The sequence below is a fragment of the Streptomyces sp. CB02056 genome (assembly GCF_001905545.1).
Lineage (GTDB): Bacteria > Actinomycetota > Actinomycetes > Streptomycetales > Streptomycetaceae > Kitasatospora.
In genome coordinates, this window is the sequence record NZ_LIPD01000018.1 from 102,978 (window position 1) to 122,253 (window position 19,276).

The following is a 19,276-nucleotide window of genomic DNA, read 5'->3' on the forward strand; positions in this document are numbered from 1 at the left end:
GCCGCCCCGGCTACCGTCCGGGCGGGGTGAGCTACCCCTCAGGTCCCCGGGTGCCCCCGGGCTCCTGTGCCCGGAGAACGCCGTGGACCGGCCGTGAATTCCCCATGATGGTCGCACGCCCGGCGCGGGCCGGTCATCCCCATTTTCCCCGGGACGGCGGCCCCTACGAACCCTCCGGGGCCTGCGGCCGGCTCACGTCGTACACCCCGGAGACCTTGAGCATCGCCCGCATCAGCCCGGGCAGCGCGGCCGGCTCGGGCAGTTCGACGGTGTAGGTGTGCCGGACCCGGGACTCCTGCGGCGGCTCGACCTCGGCCGAGACGATGCCGACGCCCGCGCCGGAGATCGCCGCGGTGAGGTCGGCGAGCAGCCGGGGCCGGTTCAGCGCCTCGGCCCGCAGGGTGGCCCGGTGCCCGGCGGCGGGCGCGCCCTCCGACTGCCAGCGGACCTCCAGCTCGGCCCGCCCGTCCGCGCGCATCCGCTCCCCCGCCGGGCAGCCGGTGCGGTGCACCGCGACCGCGCCGCCGCGGATCGGGTAGCCGGCCACCTCGTCCGGCGGCACCGGGGTGCAGCAGCGGGCCAGCCGGACCGACGCCCCGGGCCGGCCGGCCACCGCGACCGGGGCCGCCCGCCGCTCGGCGGCCGGGCGCCCGGGCGGGGCGGGCTGGCCGCCGGCCGGGCCGGTGCGGACCACCGGCTGCCGGGCCGGGGGATCGGCCAGCCAGCGCTCGATGGCCAGCCGGGCGGCGGGGGTGCGGGCGTGCGCCAGCCACTCGGGGGCGGGGCCGGAGGGCGGTCCGCCGCCGGCCGGGAGGGTCTCGGTGAGCACCGCGATCTGGTCGCCGTCCTCCAGCACGGTGGACAGCGCGGTGAGCCGCCCGTTGACCCGTGCGCCGATACATCGGTGGCCGGTCTCCTCGCCGAGCAGGTAGGCCGCGTCCACGCAGGTGGCGCCGGCCCGCAGCTGAAGCGTTTCGCCGCTCTCCGTCACCACGGTGATCTCGCGGTCGCCGGCCAGGTCGGCGGTGAGCGCGGACCAGAAGGCGTCCGGGTCGGGCGTCTCCTGCTGCCACTCCAGCAGCCGGCTGAGCCAGCCCGGGCGGGCCGGGTCGGTGCGGTCCAGCTCGTCGGCGTCCTGGACGGCGCCGGCCGGGGACGGGTCTCCGAGCGCGACCACCCCGGTCTCGGCCACCTCGTGCATCCGCCGGGTGCGGACCAGCACCTCGACCACCGCGCCGCCGCTGAGCGCCACGGCGGTGTGCAGGGACTGGTAGAGGTTGAACTTGGGCGCGGCCACGAAGTCCTTGAACTCCCCGGGCAGCGGCGTCCAGCAGGTGTGCAGCTCGCCGAGCACGGCGTAGCAGTCGGCGTTCTCCTCGACCACCACCAGCAGCCGCCCGAAGTCGGCCGGCCGCGGCCCCTGCGGCCGGCCGTCCGGCCCGGGCACGGCGGCCCGCCGGAGCAGCACCCGGTGCAGCGAGACGCAGTGCCGGGGCCGGACGGTCACCTCGGCGGCCACCCCGCCCTCGGCCAGCTGGCGGGCCAGCTGCCGGGCGAAGGGCTCCAGCAGGGTGTCCGGCTCGGCCTCGTGACCGGTCATCAGGGCGCGGGTGCGGGCGTGCTCCTCGGGGTGCAGGGTGGCGAAGACGATGTCCTCCAGCTCCGCCTTGAGCACCTGGATGCCGAGCCGCTCGGCCAGCGGGATCAGCACGTCCCGGGTGACCTTGGCGATCCGCACCTGGCTGGCCGGCTTCATGTGCCGGATGGTGCGCATGTTGTGCAGCCGGTCGGCGAGCTTGATCACCATCACCCGGACGTCGTCCCCGGTGGCGACCAGCATCTTGCGGAAGGTCTCGGCCTCGGCGGCGGCCCCGAAGTCGACCTTCTCCAGCTTCGTCACCCCGTCGACCAGGTAGGCGACTTCGGGCCCGAACCCGGCGCCCACCTGGTCCAGCGTCAACTCGGTGTCCTCGACGGTGTCGTGGAGCAGCGAGGCGACCAGGGTGGTCGTCCCGGCGCCGAGTTGGGCCAGGATCATGGTGACGGCCAGCGGGTGGGTGATGTACGGCTCGCCGCTCTTGCGCTTCTGGCCGCGGTGGCTGGCCTCGGCGAGCCGGTAGGCCCGGGCGAGCAGGCCGAGGTCGGCCTGCGGATGGTGCCGGCGGTGGACCCGGACGAGCGGTTCCAGGGCGTCCGGCACGGGCGGCCGGCCGGTGGCGAGCAGGGCGGCCCGCCCGGCCCGGCCGAGGGCGGCCAGGCCGAGCTCCCCGAGGGGCCGCCTGGCCCCTCCCTGCCGTACGGTCGTCGGCTGCCCCAGGGGCTGCCCGGCTTCGATGGTCATCGGCACCTCCGGCAACGGTCGCCGGGCGCCGCCCCGTCCGAGGGGGTGATCTCGACACCCCTCCCCATGGGGTGATCGACCCGGTGGTCCATGCTACCGAGCAGAGCACGTTCCGCGACGCCCTGATTCCCGTCCGCGACCGGTATCACCCGATCGGGGGGATTCATCACCGAACGAATTGGGCAAACCGGGCTGCCGGCCCCCGGGCCTGTCGCCCCGCGGACGCGGGTTCGAGGACGAGCCCCACCGGAGACGGGCCCTAACGCGCCGACTCCCACCAGCGCCCGTCCAGCCGGCCCTCGGCCACGATCACCGCCGGACCGGCCATCTCCACCCGGCCGTCCGGGTGCTCGGTGATGACCAGCCGGCCGCCCAGCACGTCCACGGTGTACGAGACCGCCTCTCCGGTGACCGCCGGGTCGGCGCCGTCCCGGCGGATGGCCGCCACCGCCACCGCGCAGGCGCCGGTGCCGCAGGAGCGGGTCTCGCCCGAGCCGCGCTCGTGCACCCGCATCGCGACGTGCCGCGGCCCGCGGTCCACCACGAACTCGACGTTGACGCCCTCCGGGTAGGCGTCCGCCGGGCTGGTGAGCGGCGCGGTGTACAGGTCCCCGGCGTGCTCCAGGCTCTCCACGAAGGCCACCGCGTGCGGGTTGCCCATGTTGACGTTCAGGGCCGGCCAGCGCCGCTCGCCGACCGCGACCTCGATGCCGTCCGGCCCGGGCAGCCGGGCCCGGCCCATGTCGATGGTGACGTCGCCGGGCGTGCCGTCCGCGGCGGCCCCGGCGACCTTCGCGGTGAGCACCCCGGAGCGGGTGGCGACGGCCAGTGCGCCCGGCTCGGCCAGTCCGGCCTCGACCAGGAAGCGGGCGAAGACCCGCAGGCCGTTGCCGCACATCTCGGCGATGCTGCCGTCCGAGTTGCGGTAGTCCATGAACCACTCGGCCCGGTCGGCCATCGCCGCGGCGGCCGGGTCGGCGGCGGCGCGCACCACGCGCAGCAGCCCGTCCCCGCCGATGCCGGCCCGCCGGTCGCACAGCGCGGCGACGGTCTCGGGGCCGATCTCCAGCGCGCCGTCCGGGTCCGGGACGATGACGAAGTCGTTCTGGGTGCCGTGGCCCTTGAAGAAGGGGATGCCGACCTGCTGGGGGGAGGATGCGCTCACCCCTCCGATGGTACTGAGCCGCCGGGAGGCGCTCAGCGCAGGTAGGCGACCCGCCAGACCGCGAGCGCGCAGGCGGCCAGCGCGATCAGGGTGTAGACCGCGATCGCCTTCCAGCCGGCCCGCTGCCCGGAGCCCCGGCGCGGCAGCCCCGGCCACGTGTAGCCGGCGTGCCGGGCGGCCATCGCGCCCCAGCCCATCGAGGCGGCGGTGAACAGCAGCCCGAGCATCCCGACCATGGTGGCGCGCGCCCCGGCCGAGCCGAAGGCGAGCGGGAAGGCGAACATCAGCGAGCCGAGGGTGCCCAGCAGGGCGATCGGCAGCGTCTGCCACCAGCGCAGCCGGCGCAGCGGGCGGATCTCCCGTTCGTGCACCGCGCCGCCGGGCGGGGTGCGGGTGTCCAAGGCGGGCACCGCGGCCGCGTAGGAGGTCGGCGCCTCCAGGCCGGTCAGCACGGGCAGGTCGCCCATCGTCGACTCGTCGAACTCCTCGGCCGGTACGGTGACGCTCCCGCCCTGGCCGGATTCGGGGCCGGTACCCGTCGACACACGGCCTCCCCTGACAGTTCGACACGAGCGGACTCGCGGCCGGGCACGGCCGGCCCGTTCGGTCGACCCCTACGGCATCGATGATGGCATGTCCAGAGGGGCGTTCCGGGCCTGACCGGGGTCGACGGGTGATCCGTGGCCATCACGTGATCGGCCCGTGACCGCCGGTTCGTCCTGCACGGTCGCCTGCGCGCGCAGGTGCACCGCCGGATTGGCCGGAAACCCTTCCTACGCGGCCGGAACTCCCTGACGGTCGATCAGTTCCAGGGAGCGTTCCAGCAGCTCGACGGGGTCGGTGCCGGCCGGCCGGGAGAGCCAGTGGATCCGGTCGTCGCGGCGGAACCAGGACTCCTGGCGGCGGGCGAAGCGCTTGGTGGCCCGGACGGTCTCGGCCCGGGCCTCGTCCTCGGTGCACCCGCCGGCGAAGTGGTCGAGCACCTGCTGGTAGCCGAGCGCCCGGGAGGCGGTCCTGCCCTCCCGCAGTCCGACCTTCTCCAGCTCCCGCACCTCGTCCAGCAGTCCGGCCTCCCACATCCGGTCGACCCGCAGCGCGATCCGCTCGTCCAGCTCGGGGCGCGGCACGGCGACGCCGATCTGCACCGCCTCGTAGACGGCGGTGTTGCTCGGCAGGTTGGCGGTGAACGGCTGCCCGGTGATCTCGATGACCTCCAGGGCGCGGACGATCCGCCGCCCGTTGCCGGTCAGGATCGCCTCGGCGGCCGCCGGGTCCAGCTCGGCCAGCCGCCGGTGCAGCGCGTACGGGCCGGCGTGCTCCAGCTCGGTCTCCAGCCGGGCCCGCACCGCCGCGTCGGTGCCCGGGAACTCCATCTCGTCGATCGCCGCCCGGACGTACAGCCCGGAGCCGCCGACCAGGACGGGCGTGCGGCCGGCGGCGAGCAGCCGGTCGATCTCGGCCCGGGCCAGCCGCTGGTACTCGGCGACGCTGGCGGCCTCGGTGACGTCCCAGACGTCCATCAGGTGGTGCGGCACTCCCCCGCGCTCCTCCATCGTGAGCTTGGCGGTGCCGATGTCCATGCCCCGGTACAGCTGCATCGAGTCGGTGTTGATCACCTCGCCGTCGAGACTGCGGGCGATGGCGACGGCCAGGTCGGACTTGCCGGCGGCGGTCGCGCCGACGATCGAGATGACGCACGGGGTACGGGAGCTGCTCACCGCTCCAGTCTCGCAAAACGGCCGGGCGCCCGCGGACCGGGCTGCCACCCGCCCGCGACTGCGCGAGGATATGACTGTTTCCCGGACACTTTCCGGCCGTTTCCCCGGTTGGGCCGGTTTGCGAACGCTTTGCCGAGCCCGGTCGTTGTGCGGGGAACAGCGGATGAAGGAGATCGCCATGGGTCTGATGGACAACCTCAAGGGCAAGGCCGAGGAGCTCAAGGACAAGGCCAGCGAGTTCGCCGGCAAGCACAGCGACCAGATCGAGAAGGCCGTGGACAAGGCCGGCGGCGCGATCGACAAGGCGACCAAGGGCAAGTACAGCGACAAGATCGAGCACGGTGCCGGCAAGGCCAAGGGCGCGGTCGGCGACTTCGCCCACAAGCCGAAGCCCGGCGACGAGGAGCAGCCCCCGCAGGCCCCGCGGTCCTGAACCGCAGGCCTGCCCCGCCGACTTGCTAGGACCAGGACGCCACGAAGTACCCGACCCCGTACGGCGCGTCCTGGTAGCCCAGCCGCCCGGTGAGGCCGGCGCCCTGCGCGGCGCCGGCCAGCACCTGCCAGGGCGCCCGGCCGTCGGCCCTGAGCTCGGCGGCCAGGCCCGGGTCCAGTGCGGCCAGGGCGGGCAGGTCGGCCGTGCCCAGGGCGGCGGCCAGCGCGGTGTCGAAGCCCTCGGCCCGCTCGTCCAGGTAGCCGGGCGCCTTCACCGAGCGGCAGGCGCTGCCGTCGCCGAGCACCAGCAGGGCGACCCGGTCGGCGAGCCCGGCCAGGCCCTGGCCGAGGCCGAGCATCCGGTCGGCGGGGGCGTCGGCGGGCACCGCGCAGGCGTGCGTGGGCAGGCCCACCCCGGCGCGCTCCAGCAGCCAGGCGCCGACGGTCAGCGAGGGGGCCAGCTCCGGCCCCTCGACCCGGTCGCCGGGCAGCTTGGCGACCAGCGGCACCCCGTAGCGGTGGAAGGAGCCGGCCCCGCCCTCGGTCCACACCTCGGCCGCCGGCCCGGTGCCGACCACCACGACCAGCTGCGGTCCGGCCGCGACCAGCGCCGCGAGCGCCTCGTCGCAGGCCGCGCGCAGGCCGTCCAGCTCGGGCGCGGCCCCGGCGGCGACCTCGGGGACGAGCAGCGGCGGACAGGGGCACACGGCGGCGGCTACCAGCATGCGGATCACTCTAGCCAACGACGACGGCGGCCCGGCGGGAGTGGATCCTCCCGTCAGGCCGCCGTACCGGGCACGGTGTCAGTCGCCGCAGCAGGCCCCGCCCGCCGGCGCGGCCAGTGGCAGCTCCGCCGGGGCGCCGATCTTCGGCAGGCCGAGCAGCACGCCGGCCGGCTTGGCGGCGGGCGCGGCCTGGCGCTTCTCCCAGGCGTCGCCGGCCCGGGTGCGGCGCACCGCGAGCGCGGGGCCCTCGGCGAGCAGGTGGTGCGGGGCGGCGTAGGTGATCTCGACGGTCACCGTGTCGCCGGGGCGCACCGGCTCCTCCGGCTTGGTGAAGTGCACCAGCCGGTTGTCGGGGGCGCGGCCGGAGAGCCGCCGGGTCTGGTCGTCCTTCTTGCCCTCGCCCTCGGCGACCAGGATCTCCAGGGTCCGCCCGACCTGCTTCTTGTTCTCCTCCCAGGAGATCTCCTCCTGGAGGGCGATCAGCCGGTCGTAGCGGGCCTGCACGACCTCCTTCGGCACCTGGTCCGCCATCTCCGCGGCGGGGGTGCCGGGGCGCTTGGAGTACTGGAAGGTGAAGGCGTTGGTGAAGCGGGCCTCGCGGACGACGTGCATCGTCTCCTCGAAGTCCTCCTCGGTCTCGCCGGGGAAGCCCACGATGATGTCGGTGGAGATCGCCGCGTCGGGCATCGCCTCGCGGACCTTCCGGATGATCCCGAGGAAACGCTCCTGCCGGTAGGAGCGGCGCATCGCCTTGAGGACGCGGTCCGAGCCGGACTGCAGCGGCATGTGCAGCTGGTGCATCACGTTCGGGGTCTCGGCCATCGCGGCGATCACGTCGTCGGTGAAGTCGCGCGGGTGCGGCGAGGTGAAGCGGATCCGCTCCAGGCCCTCGATCTGGCCGGCGGCGCGCAGCAGCTTGGAGAAGGCCTCGCGGTCGCCCAGGTCGGAGCCGTAGGCGTTGACGTTCTGGCCGAGCAGGGTCACCTCGATGACGCCCTCGCCCACCAGCGCCTCGATCTCGGCGAGGACGTCGCCGGGGCGGCGGTCCTCCTCCTTGCCGCGCAGCGCGGGGACGATGCAGAAGGTGCAGGTGTTGTTGCAGCCGACCGAGATGGCGACCCAGGCGGCGTACGCGGATTCGCGGCGGGTCGGCAGGGTGGAGGGGAAGGTCTCCAGCGACTCCAGGATCTCGACCTGGGCCTTGCGCTCGACGGCGGCCCGCTCCAGCAGCGCCGGCAGGTGGCCGATGTTGTGGGTGCCGAAGACCACGTCGACCCAGGGGGCGCGCTTGACGATGGTCTCGCGGTCCTTCTGGGCCAGGCAGCCGCCGACGGCGATCTGCATGCCCTTGTGGCGGGTCTTGACCGGCGCGAGCTGGCCGAGGTTGCCGTACAGCTTGTTGTCGGCGTTCTCGCGCACCGCGCAGGTGTTGAACACCACCAGGTCCGGGTCGCCCTCGGGCCCGGCCTTGACGTACCCCGCGTCCTCCAGCAGGCCGGACAGCCGCTCGGAGTCGTGGACGTTCATCTGACAGCCGTGCGTGACGACCTTGTAGCTCTTCAATCCGCTCTCACCGCTCACCAGACCAGGGTACGGGCAGCGGCGAAGGGCTTTTCCCGGAGCTTCCACCACCCGTTCCCCTCCCGTTCGGCCGGAGCGCCTGGCAGTATCCCTGCATGACCCCCACCACTCCGTACCGTCCCGGCGCCGCCGTCCGTGCCGCGGCCCGCAGCCCGTTGTGGCGGACGGTGCTGGTGCTGGTGCTGCTGGTGGCCGGGTTCGGCGGCTGGTGGCTGTCGGCGGGCCGCTCGCCCGGGTACCCGCGCGGCGAGGTCCGCTTCGCCACCGGGGTGCAGCGCGGCGTCTACGACCGGTACGGGCAGCTGCTCCAGGGCCACGTCTCGCGGGCGATGCCGGGGGTGCGGCTGGCCCTGGACAACTCCGAGGGCTCGGTCGACAACATCGGCCGGGTGATCGACGGCCGGGACACCTTCGCGATCGCCACCGCCGACGCGGTCGCCGACTACCACGAGCCCGGCAAGGAGAAGCTGCGGGCGATCGCCCGGCTGTACGACGACTACCTGCAGCTGGTCGTCCCGGCCTCCTCCCCGGTGCGGCGCACCGCCGACCTCAAGGGCCTGAAGGTCGGCGTCGGGCTGCCGCAGTCCGGGGTGAACCTGGTGACCAGGCGGCTGCTGACCGCCGCCGGGCTGGACCCGGACCATGACATCGTCCCGGTGTCGAAGGGCGTCGGCGAGGCCGCCGACGACCTGCGCGCGGGCACCCTGGACGCCTTCTTCTGGTCCGGCGGCCTGCCCACCAGCGCGCTCACCGACCTCTCCGAGCACGTCCGGATCCGGATCGTGCCGCTGAGCGACCTCGCCGAGGCCCTGCACAAGGCCGAGGGCGGCGGCACCGACGCCTACCGGGCGGCCACCATGCCCAAGGGCACCTACCCGAACGCCGAACCGAAGGACGCGGTCGCCACGGTGGCCGTGCCCAACCTGCTGATCACCCGGGACGACGTGGACCCGGGCCTGGTCGAGGGCATGACCCGCGCGGTGATCGACAGCCGGGACCAGATCGGCGCCCAGGTGCACGCGGCCCAGCTGGTCGACCTGCGCACCGCCGTCTACACCGACCCGCTCCCGCTGCACACCGGCGCGGCGCGCTACTACCGCTCGGTGAAGCCGTAGGCCCCGCCCCGGCGGCTACTTCTCCGGCTTCTCCGGCCGGGGCACCGCCAGCGTCACCGCGAGCCCGGTCGGCTTGACCGGCGCGAAGCCGAGCGTGCCGCCGCCGGCCGCCAGCAGGGTGCGGGCGATGGACAGCCCGAGCCCCGACCCGTCCACGTTCTGGTGCCGCGGGCTGCGCCAGAACCGGTCCCCGGCCCGGGACAGCTCGTCCTCGGTGAGGCCGGGCCCGGCGTCGGTGACGGTCACCGCGACCTCGTCCCGGCGCACCGCGACCCGCAGCCGCACCTCGCTGCCGGGCGGGCCGAACTTGAGCGCGTTGTCGACCACGGCGTCCAGGGCCGAGCCGAAGCCGATCGGGTCGGCCATCCCGATCGCCAGCGCCGGGCCGTCCCAGCGCAGCGTGATCCCGCGCTGCTCGGCCGCCGGCCGCCAGGCGTCGACCCGGGCCAGGGTGAGCTCGGCGAGGTCGGTGCGCTCCGGTTCGGGGCGGGCGTGCTCGGCGGTGGCCAGCCCGAGCAGGTCGTCCAGCACCCGGGCCAGCCGGACGCCCTCCTCCCGTACGCCGCTGAGCTCCTCCTCGTGGCCCTCGGGCAGTTCCAGGCCGAGCAGCTCGACCCGCAGCAGCAGGGCCGACAGCGGGTTGCGCAGCTGGTGCGAGGCGTCCGCGACGAAGGCCTTCTGCTGGTCCATGGCGAGCACCACGTGGTCCGCCATCTCGTTGAACGAGCGGGCCAGCCGCTGGAGTTCGGGCGGTCCGCCGCCGGGGGCGACCCGGGCGGCCATCCGGCCGGTGGCGATGTCGTGGGTGGCCCGGTCCAGGGTGCGCACCGGGCGCAGCACCCACTCGGTGAGCCGGACGGCGAGCAGCACGGCGACGATCATCGCGGCGGCCTCGCCCGCGACGATCACCAGCCACTTGTGCAGCACCCGGGTGCGCAGCGCCTCGGTCGGGGACTCGCTCAGCACCACCGCGACCACGTCGCCGTCGCGCACCACCGGGGCGGCGACGATGATCGTCCGGTCCGGCGTCCACGGCCAGACCTGCGGCGGGTTGTGGCTGCGCCGCCCGTCCAGCGCCTCCTGGAAGGCCTGGGCGCCCCAGCCCTCGCCGGGCACCCGCCAGTCGCCCGGGGCGGCGGCGATCGCCACCCCGTCGCGCTGGAAGATGCCCAGGCGGACGCCGTACAGGTCGTGGTAGCGGCGGACCTCGGAGAGGATCGCGCGCTGCCGGCTGAGGTCGCCCGGGGCGGGTTCCGGTTCGCCCTTGCGGGCGGAGTCGGCGGCGCCGGAGGTGGGCAGGTCCTGGGCGAGGCGGGCGGCGTCGTCGAGCCGGTCGACGACGACCTTGGTCTGCTCGGCCGCCGCGACCGCCGCCGCGAGCGGCAGCCCCAGGGCGGCCAGGACGCAGAGCATGAGGGCGATCAGGATGCCGAGCAGGCGGGTGCGCACGTGCGGTCAGTGCTCCGCGGGAGCGGGGGCGGACGGGGCGGGGGCCGACGGGGCGGGGGCGGACGGCGCCGGACAGTCGGGGATCAGCCGGTAGCCGACCCCGCGCACGGCCTCGACCAGTCCGGGCAGCGCCAGCTTGTTGCGCAGCGAGCCGATGTGCACCTCCAGGGTGCGCCCGTTGCCCTCCCAGCCGCTGCGCCAGACCTCGCTGAAGATCTGCTCGCGCCGGTAGACCACGCCCGGGCTCTGGGCGAGCAGCGCGAGCAGGTCGAACTCCTTGCGGGTGAGCGGCACGTCGCGGCCGTCCACGCTGACCCGGCGGCGCTCCCGGTCGATCCTGATGCCGCGGGACTCCAGCGGGCCGCGCTGCTGCGGCACGGTGTCGGGCGCGGGCACCGGCACCGCGGCGGGGGCGGCGCCGCGGCGGGCCACGGCGTGGATGCGGGCGAGCAGCTCGCCCATGTCGTACGGCTTGGTGACGTAGTCGTCGGCGCCCAGGTTGAGGCCGTGGATCCGGGAGCGGACGTCGGCGCGGGCGGTGACCATGATCACCGGGACGCCGCTGCCGGCCCTGATCCGGCTGCACACCTCGAAGCCGTCGCGGTCGGGCAGCCCGAGATCGAGCAGCACCACGCGGTACGGCTCGTTGCCGTCCGGCACCAGGGCGTCCAGCGCCTCGTGCCCGCTGCGGGCGTGCCGGACCTGGAAGCCGTGCCGGCCCAGCACCGCGACCAGCGCGGCGGCCACGCGTTCGTCGTCCTCGACGAGCAGAAGTCGCATCCTGTTCTCCTCCTTCCCCCACCTGATCACCAGTGATCACCGGGCCGATCGGTCAGGTCCCGGTCCTGCGCAGTATGAGCCAGTGAACGGCCCGACGCCAGGTTCGACCGCGCACCGGGCCCGTGGGGGACGGGGAGCACCGGAGCGGATTCCCGCTGTGACATGCCCCGTCGGCGCCCGCGCGAACAGCGCGTGGGCGACGCGTGGCCGTTTCGTGATCCTCAAGTTCCGCTCAGATCGGCTGACGGCGAACGGTCACGGCTCCTAAGGTCGGCCCACCGGGGGCTGCGGCTCCGCCGGCCGCGGCCCCCGGATTCGCACCACCACTGCCTCCCAAGGGAGTTGAGACTTCTCGGGCAGGCGTTATTCGACGACAGAGGGAGCAGGCGCGATGACCGAGAGCCCGGTCGAGGACTCAACCACCGCAGCCGCCCCCCTGGTCGTGCTGAGCAAGGTCAACAAGCACTACGGCGCGCTGCACGTGCTGCAGGACATCGACCTCAGGATCGCCCAGGGCGAGGTGGTCGTACTGATCGGCCCGTCCGGTTCGGGCAAGTCGACGCTCTGCCGGACGATCAACCGGCTGGAGACGATCGACTCCGGCACGATCACCATCGACGGCCGGCCGCTGCCCGACGAGGGCAAGGAGCTGGCCCGGCTGCGCGCCGAGGTCGGCATGGTGTTCCAGAGCTTCAACCTGTTCGCGCACAAGACCGTGCTGGAGAACGTGGTCATCGGCCAGGTGAAGGTGCGCAAGGTGCCCCGCCCGCAGGCCGAGAAGACCGCCCGGGAGCTGCTGGAGCGGGTCGGCGTCGGCGCGCAGGCGGACAAGTTCCCGGCCCAGCTCTCCGGCGGCCAGCAGCAGCGCGTGGCGATCGCCCGGGCGCTGGCGATGAAGCCCAAGGTGATGCTCTTCGACGAGCCCACCTCGGCGCTGGACCCGGAGATGGTCAACGAGGTGCTGGAGGTCATGCGCCAACTGGCCGCGGACGGCATGACGATGGTCGTGGTCACCCACGAGATGGGCTTCGCGCGCTCCGCCGCCAACCGGGTGCTGTTCATGGCCGACGGGAAGATCGTCGAGCAGAACACCCCGGACGCCTTCTTCACCGCACCGCGCTCCGACCGCGCCAAGGACTTCCTCTCGAAGATCCTCCACCACTGACGCTTCGAGACCAGCGGGGCCGCCCCCGGCTTCGTCACCGGTGCCGGCCGGTCCCGCCGTGCAACGCCTTCCAGACGCCAGAGCCCGGTTGACACCGCGGCCCACCCCCAGGAGAACCCTCATGAGGACGTCCCGCACCCTCGCCGTCGCGCTCTGTGCCGTCGCGCTCACCGCCACCGCCGCCTGCGGCAAGGACGGCACCCCCGGCACCACCGCCGCGAGCAGCGGCGGCAGCGCCGCCCCGGCGCTGCCGACCTACACGGTCAAGACCGACGTCAAGGTCGACTCCGCGGTCCTCGCCGAGGCCAGGAAGCGCGGCCAGCTGATCATCGGCGCCAAGGCCGACCAGCCGAACCTCGGCTGGGAGGACGTCGCCAGCGGCGACCGCAGCGGCTTCGACATCGAGATCGCCAAGATGATCGCCGCGGACCTCGGCTTCACCCCGCAGCAGATCAAGTGGCAGACCCTGGTCTCCTCGCAGCGCGAGCCGGCCATCGCCAAGGGCCAGATCGACTTCTACGTCGGCACCTACAGCATCAACGACGAGCGCAAGAAGAGCGTCTCCTTCGCCGGCCCGTACTACATCGCCGGCCAGGACCTGCTGGTGAAGGCCGACAACACCACGATCACCGGCGCGGAGAGCACCGGCGGCAAGAACGTCTGCACCGCCACCGGCTCGACCTCGATCAAGAACATCCAGCAGTACAACCCGAAGGTCACGCAGTTCGACACCTACTCGGCCTGCGTCGAGAAGCTGATGTCCGGCGAGGTCGACGCGGTCACCACCGACGACGCGATCCTCAAGGGCTACGCCTCCAAGTACGCCCCCAAGCTCAAGGTGGTCGGCAAGCCGTTCACCAAGGAGAACTACGGCGTCGGCCTCAACAAGGACGACAAGGCGCTGCGCGACGCCATCAGCGACGCCCTCAAGGCCCACGAGGACAACGGCGACTGGAAGAAGGCCTACGACGCGACCCTGGGCGCCTCCGGCTCCGCCGCGCCGGACGTCCCGGCCCTCGAGCGCTACTGATCCGCCCGCCGTACGTCGACTTCCCGACCATGAACTGAGAGGAGGGCCGCCGGATGGGGTTCCTGTTCGAGGACGACAACTTCGCGTTGTTCCGCGACGGCTTCCTACAGACGATCGAGGTGAGCGCGCTCAGCGCTCTGCTCGCCCTGCTGCTGGGCACCCTGCTGGCGGCCTTCCGGGTCTCCCCGGTGCCGGTCCTGCGCGCCTTCGGCACCGCCTGGGTCACGCTCTTCCGCAACACCCCGCTGACCCTGCTGTTCTTCGCCGTCACCTTCGGCCTGCCGCCGCTGGGCGTGCACTTCAGCCACCTGGTGTTCGCGGTGCTGGCGCTCGGCGGGTACACCGCCTCGTTCGTCTGCGAGGTGATCCGCTCCGGCATCAACACCGTGCCACTCGGCCAGGCGGAGGCCGCCCGCAGCCTGGGCATGTCCTTCGGCCAGACCCTCACCCTGGTCGTCCTGCCGCAGGCCGCCCGGACCGTCCTGGGCCCGATGAGCAGCGTGTTCATCGCCCTGCCCAGGAACTCGGCGATCGCCGGCGCGTTCAGCGTCTCCGAGCTGTACAGCGCCCAGCAGACCTTCTCCGAGCGCGGCTTCTCGATCTTCGCCATCTTCTTCTGGGTGGCCTGCGCCTACCTGCTGATCAGCGCGACGATCGCCACGTTCTTCCGCTTCCTGGAATCCCGACTGGCGGTGGCCCGATGAGTGTTCTGAACCGCCAGGCTTCGGCCAGCGTCCTCTACGACGCCCCCGGCCCGAAGGCCCGCACCCGGTACCGCGCGTTCGGCGTCCTCTCGGTGCTCGGCATCGCCGGTCTCCTCTGGTACGTCTTCACCGCGCTGAACGACAACGGCCAGTTCGACCCCGACCTGTGGGACCCGTTCCAGTACAACTTCGTCCAGCAGATGATCCTGGACGGCCTGCTGGCCACCCTGAAGGCCTTCGGGCTGGCGGCGGTCTTCTCGCTCGCCCTGGGCGCCCTGCTGGCGGCCGGTCAGCTCTCCGACCACAAACCGGTCCGCTGGTTCTGCACGGCCTTCACCCAGTTCTTCCGGGCGATGCCGCTGCTGATCCTGATCGTCGGGCTCTACTACGCCTTCTTCGCCAAGGAGTCGATGTGGGCGCTGGTGCTCGGCCTCACCCTCTACAACGGGGCGGTCCAGGCCGAGATCATCCGCAGCGGCGTCAACGCCGTCCCGCGCGGCCAGGGCGAGGCGGCGTACGGGCTCGGCATGCGCAAGACCCAGGTGATGACGTCGATCCTGGTGCCGCAGGCCGTCCGTTCGATGCTGCCCTCGATGATCGGCCAGCTGGTCGTCACCCTCAAGGACACCTCGCTCGGTCTGATCATCACCTACCAGGAGCTGCTGTTCATCGGCAAGAAGATCGCCAGCCAGCCGATGAACGCCGCGGGCTTCCCCTACATCCCCGTGGTGCTGGTGATCGGCCCGATCTACATCGCGATGTGCCTCCTGTTGACCGCGCTCGCACGCTGGATCGAAGCACGCGGCCGTCGCGGCGCGAACCGGCGCACTTCGACTTCTGCTTGACGGACACGCAGGCGAACTGTTGCATTGCTCTTCGTGACACCTCCCGGGAGCATCCACGCGGCATATGCGGCAGCGGTAACTGACGCCGGCCGATCGGCCGGTTCGTGCCCGGAGGTTCCCTCATGGACCCGGTGATCGTGGTCGGGGCCGGACCGGTCGGTCTGGCCCTGGCCCTCGCCCTGGCCCGGCACGAGGTCCCCACCATCGTCCTGGACGAGGGCTCCGGCCTCTGCCCGGAAGGCCCGCGCAGCCTCGTCCTCGGCGCCGACACCGCCGCCTTCCTGACCCGGATCGGCTACCCGCGGGCCGTCTCGGACTCCGCGCTGTGGGACTCCTTCGCCGTCTGGCGCCGCCGCCAGGAGGTGCTGCGGATCGACCTCACCGACTCGCCCACCTACCACCTGCCCCAGCACCGCCTCCAGCGCGGGCTGCGCGACGCCCTGACCGGCACCCCGCTGATCAGGCTGGTCCCGCTCAACCGGGTCGTCGAGCTCGAACAGGACCGGGACGGCGTCAGCCTCCGCACCACGGGCACCCAGGACGGCTCCGCCACCTGGTGGCGCGGCAGCCACCTGGTCGGCTGCGACGGCGCCAGATCCACCGTCCGCAAGCTCCTGAAGATCCGCTTCCCCGGCCGCCCGGCGGTCGACCGCAACGCCATCGCCACCGTCCGGGTCGACCTGCCCTTCGACGGCGCCCGGCTGCACCGCGAGCCCCCGTGGCGGGGCGACCGCGAGGCCTCCGCCCGTCCGCTGCCGGACGGCGTCTGGCGGCTCGACTGGCGGCTGCCCCCCGGCCGTCCCGCCGCCACCGAGACCGTCGACCCGCACGCCACCTGGCCCGGCATCGTCACCGGCGACACCCTGCTCACCCGGGTCACCTCCACCCTCACCGGCTGGTGCGGCGAACTGCCCCGCTTCGAACTGCTGGCCGCCGCCGACCACACCGCCCAGCAGCGGCTCGCCGCCCGCTTCCGCAGCGGCCGCTGCTTCCTGGCCGGCGACGCCGCCCACCTGCACGGCGCGCTCGGCATGCAGAACCTCGCGGACGGGCTGCGCGACGCCGACAACCTCGCCTGGCGGCTCGCCCTCGCCTGGCACCTCCACTCCGGCGGCCCGCAGCCCGGCGGCTCCCTGCTGGACGGCTACGAGGCCGAGCGGCGCGGGGCGGTCGGCGCCCGGCTGCGCGCGGTCGACCAGTCCATGCCGCTGCTGCGCCCGCTGCGCGGCTGGCAGCAGACCCGGCGCTCGCTGCTGGTCGGCGGCTTCCGCAAGCACGCCCCGCTGCTCGCCGACGGCCAGCTCGGCACCGGCCGGTTCGGCGGCGCGCCCGCCTACCCGGCGGCGCCCTCCGGCGTCCCGGCCCGGGTCCCGGTGCAGCGCGGCGCGCGCGGCACCACCTCGCTCAGCGAGCTGCTGCCCGCCACCGCCCCCGGCGTGCTCGTCCCGGACCTGCCGGTGCTCGCCGACGACGGCACCCCCGACCACCTGCACGCCCGGCTCGGCACCACCTTCCTGCTGCTGCTGGTCGCCCCCGGCACCGCCGTCTGGTCCTCCGAGCACTGGCTCGGCGCCGGCCTGATGCCCCGCCTCGCCGAGGTCGCCGCCGCGCTGCCCGTCCCCGCCGAGGTGCTGGTCACCGAGGACTACCCGGGCGCCGGGCCGCACACCGTCCTGCTGATCCGCCCGGACGGCCACCTGGTCGGCGCCACCCAGGGGGCCGTCGCCGAGGACCTGCTCGCCCTCGCCGACCGCGCCCGCGGCGGCCCGGCCACGCTCGGCCCGGCCCCCGACCCGGCCGAGCAGCCCTCGCCCCAGCAGGTGGACTCCCCGAGCTGAGGCCTCCGGGCCGCGGCGGGCCACGGTCTCAGCCGGCCACCGCCGTGGCCCGGCTCTCGCGGACCACCGTCACCCGGATCTGGCCCGGGTACGTCAGCTCGGTGGAGACCTGGCGGGCGACCTCACGGGCGATCAGCTCCGCACCGAGGTCGTCCACCGCGTCCGGACGGACCATCACCCGCACCTCGCGGCCCGCCTGCATCGCGAACACCTCGGCCACGCCCTCGTGCGAACGCGCGATCTCCTCCAGCCGCGCCAGCCGCCGGACGTACAGCTCCAGCGACTCCTTGCGCGCACCCGGCCGGCCGCCCGAGCAGCCGTCCGCGGCCTGGGTCAGCACGGCCGTCACCGTGCGCGGATCGACCTCGTTGTGGTGGGCGGCGATCGCGTGCACCACCTCGGCGGACTCCCCGTACCGCCGGGCGAGCTCCGCGCCGACCGCGGCGTGGCTGCCCTCCGACTCGTGGGTGAGCGCCTTGCCGATGTCGTGCAGCAGCGCCGCGCGCCGCACCGGCTCCGGGTCCACCCCGAGCTCGGCGGCCATCATCCCGGCCAGATGCGCGGACTCCAGCAGGTGCCCGAGCACGTTCTGCCCGTACGACGCCCGATAGCGCAACGAGCCCAGGGTGCGGACGAGTTCGGGGTGCACCCCGTCGACCCGGGCCTCCAACAGGGCGTCCTCGCCGGCCCGGACGCAGCTCTGCCCGACCTCCTCGCGGCTGCGCTCGTACAGGCTCTCGATCCGGGTCGGGTGGATCCGGCCGTCCTCGACCAGCTGCTCCAGGGTGAGCCGGGCGGTCTCCCGGCGGACCGGGTCGAAGCAGGACAGCTGCACCGACTCGGGGGTGTCGTCGACGATCAGGTTCACGCCGGTGACCGCCTCGAACGCGCGGATGTTGCGGCCCTCGCGGCCTATGATGCGGCCCTTCATGTCCTCGTTCGGCAGCCGCAGGATGGTGACGGCGCTCTCCGCGGTCTGCTCCGTCGCCAGCCGCTGGACCGCCCCGGCGACGATGTCCCGGGCCCGGCGCTCGCCCTCCTCCCGGGCCTCGCGCTCGATCTCCCGGACGGTGACCGCGGCCTCCCGCCGGGCCGAGTCCTCGGCCTCCCGCAGGAGTTCGGCGCGGGCCTGCTCGGCGGAGAGCCCGGCGGCCCGCTCCAACGCCGCCGCCCGCCGGGCGACCAGCGCCTCGGCCTCGCCCCGGGACTGCTCCACCTCGGCGGAGCGCTCGGCCAGTTCGTCCTCCCGGCGGCGCAGCCTGCGCAGCTCCTCGGCCATGTCCTCCTCGCGGCGGGCCAGTTCGGTCCGCTGCCGGGCGGACTGCTCCTCGGCCCACCGGCGGGCCTGCTCGGCCTCGGCCAGCGCACCGCGCCGGGCCGCCCGGAGCCTCCTGATCGCCAGCCCGGCGGCGGCCACGACCACCAGCAGCAGGAGTGCGGCCGATCCGGCGACCGGCACCAGTGAGCCGCCCGGGCCGGTGCCCGCCGAGATCCCCATTCCCGCCCACTCCCCCGTCGCCGCGCGCGCCGCCGTCCGGAGGCGCCCCGGGCACTGAAGGCGAGGCTAGGTGGGGGTCACGGGAGGGTCAAGAGTTGACCTGGTCCACTCCAAGACACCTACAGAACTGCCACTACTCCCGACCCGACGGTTCACTCCACTCCTCTTCCAGCGCGCTGCGCACCACCCGGAACGCCAGTCCTTCGGAGTAGCCGCGCCGGGCCAGCATCCCGACCAGCCGCCGGGTGCGCACCTGGGTGTCCAGCCCCCGGGTGGACCGCAGCTTGCGCTCGACCAGCGCCCTGGCCGCGTCCGTCTCGTCGTCGTGGTCGAGCTGGGCGACGGCCTGCTCGACCAGGTCGGCGGCGACGCCCTTGGTGCGCAGCTCCTGGGCCAGCGCCCGCCGGGACAGGCCCCGGACGGCGTGCCGGGACTCCACCCAGGCCGCGGCGAAGGCCGCGTCGTCGATCAGCCCGACCTCTTCGAGCCGGGTGAGCACCGCGTCGGCGGCCTCCTCCGGGATCTCCCGCTTGCGCAGGGCGTCGGCGAGCTGCTTGCGGGTCTTGGCGGCGCCGGTCAGCAGCCGCAGGCAGATATCCCGGGCGCGGGTCTCCGGGTCGGCCGACTCCTCGGCCTGCTTCCGGGAGGTACGGCCGGAGTGCTCCTCCCCGGGCAGCCCGGTGCCGGAGCGGCCCCGGCGCCCGCCGCGACGGGAGGCCGAGGCGGCCACACCCCCGTGACCGGCCGCCTCGCCGCCGCCGCGGCCGCTCTCCACGGCCGTCGGTGTCGAAGCGGGCCCGGCCGCTTCGGTTTGCTCGGCCTCCAGGGCCGAGCGCCGCCGCCGGCGGCCGGTGGGCAGCTCGGAGGCGGAGACCAGGCCGAGCGCCTCG

General features: G+C 74.1%; 17 protein-coding genes. 7 read left to right on the top strand and 10 right to left on the bottom strand.

The genetic code is table 11. From position 1 onward, the window contains the following. Positions 1 to 163: 163 nt before the first annotated feature. The 4 genes from AMK13_RS35440 to miaA all read right to left on the bottom strand — a co-directional run bounded on the left by AMK13_RS35440 (position 164) and on the right by miaA (position 5,224). Positions 164 to 2,341, bottom strand: coding sequence for a RelA/SpoT family protein (locus AMK13_RS35440; RefSeq protein ID WP_074005689.1), 2,178 nt, complete (start codon positions 2,339 to 2,341; stop codon positions 164 to 166). A 259-nt stretch (positions 2,342 to 2,600) separates the two neighbouring features. Continuing rightward, positions 2,601 to 3,506 carry a diaminopimelate epimerase gene (dapF, locus tag AMK13_RS35445; RefSeq protein ID WP_074005690.1) on the bottom strand — a complete coding sequence of 302 codons (906 nt, stop codon included), beginning with the start codon at positions 3,504 to 3,506 and terminating at the stop codon, positions 2,601 to 2,603. 32 nt (positions 3,507 to 3,538) lie between these two features. After that, complete coding sequence (locus AMK13_RS35450) at positions 3,539 to 4,051, bottom strand: hypothetical protein (RefSeq protein ID WP_049658893.1); 513 nt, start codon at positions 4,049 to 4,051, stop codon at positions 3,539 to 3,541. A gap of 228 nt (positions 4,052 to 4,279) precedes the next feature. After that, on the bottom strand, positions 4,280 to 5,224 hold the full coding sequence (miaA, locus tag AMK13_RS35455; protein WP_074005691.1) for a tRNA (adenosine(37)-N6)-dimethylallyltransferase MiaA: 945 nt from the start codon (positions 5,222 to 5,224) through the stop codon (positions 4,280 to 4,282). A 163-nt stretch (positions 5,225 to 5,387) separates the two neighbouring features. On the opposite strand from miaA, the gene AMK13_RS35460 reads away from it, so the two are divergent. Further along, positions 5,388 to 5,657 (top strand): antitoxin, encoded by a 270-nt coding sequence (locus AMK13_RS35460; protein WP_241853171.1) that lies wholly within the window; start codon positions 5,388 to 5,390, stop codon positions 5,655 to 5,657. 25 nt (positions 5,658 to 5,682) lie between these two features. Here AMK13_RS35460 and AMK13_RS35465 read toward each other — a convergent pair whose 3' ends face one another. Next, the gene (locus tag AMK13_RS35465) at positions 5,683 to 6,381 is read right to left on the bottom strand and encodes a class III extradiol dioxygenase subunit B-like domain-containing protein (protein WP_074005692.1); all 699 of its coding nucleotides are present in this window, start codon (positions 6,379 to 6,381) and stop codon (positions 5,683 to 5,685) included. Between the two features lie 78 nt (positions 6,382 to 6,459). Further along, positions 6,460 to 7,962: a tRNA (N6-isopentenyl adenosine(37)-C2)-methylthiotransferase MiaB gene (gene miaB, locus AMK13_RS35470; RefSeq protein ID WP_255357448.1), complete on the bottom strand. Its 1,503-nt coding sequence runs from the start codon at positions 7,960 to 7,962 to the stop codon at positions 6,460 to 6,462. A gap of 95 nt (positions 7,963 to 8,057) precedes the next feature. On the opposite strand from miaB, the gene AMK13_RS35475 reads away from it, so the two are divergent. After that, positions 8,058 to 9,077: a TAXI family TRAP transporter solute-binding subunit gene (locus AMK13_RS35475; RefSeq protein WP_074005693.1), complete on the top strand. Its 1,020-nt coding sequence runs from the start codon at positions 8,058 to 8,060 to the stop codon at positions 9,075 to 9,077. Between the two features lie 15 nt (positions 9,078 to 9,092). On the opposite strand, the gene AMK13_RS35480 is transcribed toward AMK13_RS35475, so the two are convergent. Then, positions 9,093 to 10,526 (bottom strand): sensor histidine kinase, encoded by a 1,434-nt coding sequence (locus tag AMK13_RS35480; RefSeq protein ID WP_049655577.1) that lies wholly within the window; start codon positions 10,524 to 10,526, stop codon positions 9,093 to 9,095. Between the two features lie 6 nt (positions 10,527 to 10,532). Continuing rightward, entirely contained in the window at positions 10,533 to 11,306 is a 774-nt protein-coding gene (locus AMK13_RS35485; RefSeq protein ID WP_074005694.1) for a response regulator transcription factor, read from the bottom strand. A gap of 391 nt (positions 11,307 to 11,697) precedes the next feature. On the opposite strand from AMK13_RS35485, the gene AMK13_RS35490 reads away from it, so the two are divergent. The 5 genes from AMK13_RS35490 (at position 11,698) to AMK13_RS35510 (ending at position 16,888) form a co-directional block, all read left to right on the top strand. Further along, entirely contained in the window at positions 11,698 to 12,471 is a 774-nt protein-coding gene (locus AMK13_RS35490; protein ID WP_049655580.1) for an amino acid ABC transporter ATP-binding protein, read from the top strand. A 121-nt stretch (positions 12,472 to 12,592) separates the two neighbouring features. Then, positions 12,593 to 13,501: a glutamate ABC transporter substrate-binding protein gene (locus AMK13_RS35495; RefSeq protein WP_074005695.1), complete on the top strand. Its 909-nt coding sequence runs from the start codon at positions 12,593 to 12,595 to the stop codon at positions 13,499 to 13,501. Between the two features lie 53 nt (positions 13,502 to 13,554). After that, positions 13,555 to 14,205 (top strand): amino acid ABC transporter permease, encoded by a 651-nt coding sequence (locus tag AMK13_RS35500; RefSeq protein WP_049655583.1) that lies wholly within the window; start codon positions 13,555 to 13,557, stop codon positions 14,203 to 14,205. After that, positions 14,202 to 15,050, top strand: a complete 849-nt coding sequence (locus tag AMK13_RS35505) for an amino acid ABC transporter permease (protein ID WP_074005696.1) — start codon at positions 14,202 to 14,204, stop codon at positions 15,048 to 15,050. The genes AMK13_RS35500 and AMK13_RS35505 overlap by 4 nt, the downstream gene beginning before the upstream one ends. A gap of 122 nt (positions 15,051 to 15,172) precedes the next feature. Next, positions 15,173 to 16,888, top strand: coding sequence for an FAD-dependent monooxygenase (locus tag AMK13_RS35510; RefSeq protein WP_074005697.1), 1,716 nt, complete (start codon positions 15,173 to 15,175; stop codon positions 16,886 to 16,888). Positions 16,889 to 16,916: 28 nt separating this feature from the next. Here the strand turns inward: AMK13_RS35510 and rny are convergent, their stop codons facing one another. Further along, positions 16,917 to 18,386, bottom strand: a complete 1,470-nt coding sequence (rny, locus tag AMK13_RS35515; RefSeq protein ID WP_074005698.1) for a ribonuclease Y — start codon at positions 18,384 to 18,386, stop codon at positions 16,917 to 16,919. 133 nt (positions 18,387 to 18,519) lie between these two features. Then, a complete protein-coding gene (recX, locus tag AMK13_RS35520) occupies positions 18,520 to 19,245 on the bottom strand; it encodes a recombination regulator RecX (protein ID WP_443333959.1) in 726 nt (241 codons plus the stop codon). Between the last annotated feature and the right edge of the window lie 31 nt (positions 19,246 to 19,276).

What these genes read in the sequence shown, in the direction of transcription:
- AMK13_RS35440 (WP_074005689.1), bottom strand. Translation starts at nt 2,341, where the DNA reads ATGACCATCGAAGCCGGGCAGCCCCTGGGGCAGCCGACGACCGTACGG.
- AMK13_RS35460 (WP_241853171.1), top strand. Translation starts at nt 5,388, where the DNA reads ATGAAGGAGATCGCCATGGGTCTGATGGACAACCTCAAGGGCAAGGCC.
- AMK13_RS35465 (WP_074005692.1), bottom strand. Translation starts at nt 6,381, where the DNA reads ATGCTGGTAGCCGCCGCCGTGTGCCCCTGTCCGCCGCTGCTCGTCCCC.
- AMK13_RS35475 (WP_074005693.1), top strand. Translation starts at nt 8,058, where the DNA reads ATGACCCCCACCACTCCGTACCGTCCCGGCGCCGCCGTCCGTGCCGCG.
- AMK13_RS35485 (WP_074005694.1), bottom strand. Translation starts at nt 11,306, where the DNA reads ATGCGACTTCTGCTCGTCGAGGACGACGAACGCGTGGCCGCCGCGCTG.
- AMK13_RS35490 (WP_049655580.1), top strand. Translation starts at nt 11,698, where the DNA reads ATGACCGAGAGCCCGGTCGAGGACTCAACCACCGCAGCCGCCCCCCTG.
- AMK13_RS35495 (WP_074005695.1), top strand. Translation starts at nt 12,593, where the DNA reads ATGAGGACGTCCCGCACCCTCGCCGTCGCGCTCTGTGCCGTCGCGCTC.
- AMK13_RS35500 (WP_049655583.1), top strand. Translation starts at nt 13,555, where the DNA reads ATGGGGTTCCTGTTCGAGGACGACAACTTCGCGTTGTTCCGCGACGGC.
- AMK13_RS35505 (WP_074005696.1), top strand. Translation starts at nt 14,202, where the DNA reads ATGAGTGTTCTGAACCGCCAGGCTTCGGCCAGCGTCCTCTACGACGCC.
- AMK13_RS35510 (WP_074005697.1), top strand. Translation starts at nt 15,173, where the DNA reads ATGGACCCGGTGATCGTGGTCGGGGCCGGACCGGTCGGTCTGGCCCTG.
- rny (WP_074005698.1), bottom strand. Translation starts at nt 18,386, where the DNA reads ATGGGGATCTCGGCGGGCACCGGCCCGGGCGGCTCACTGGTGCCGGTC.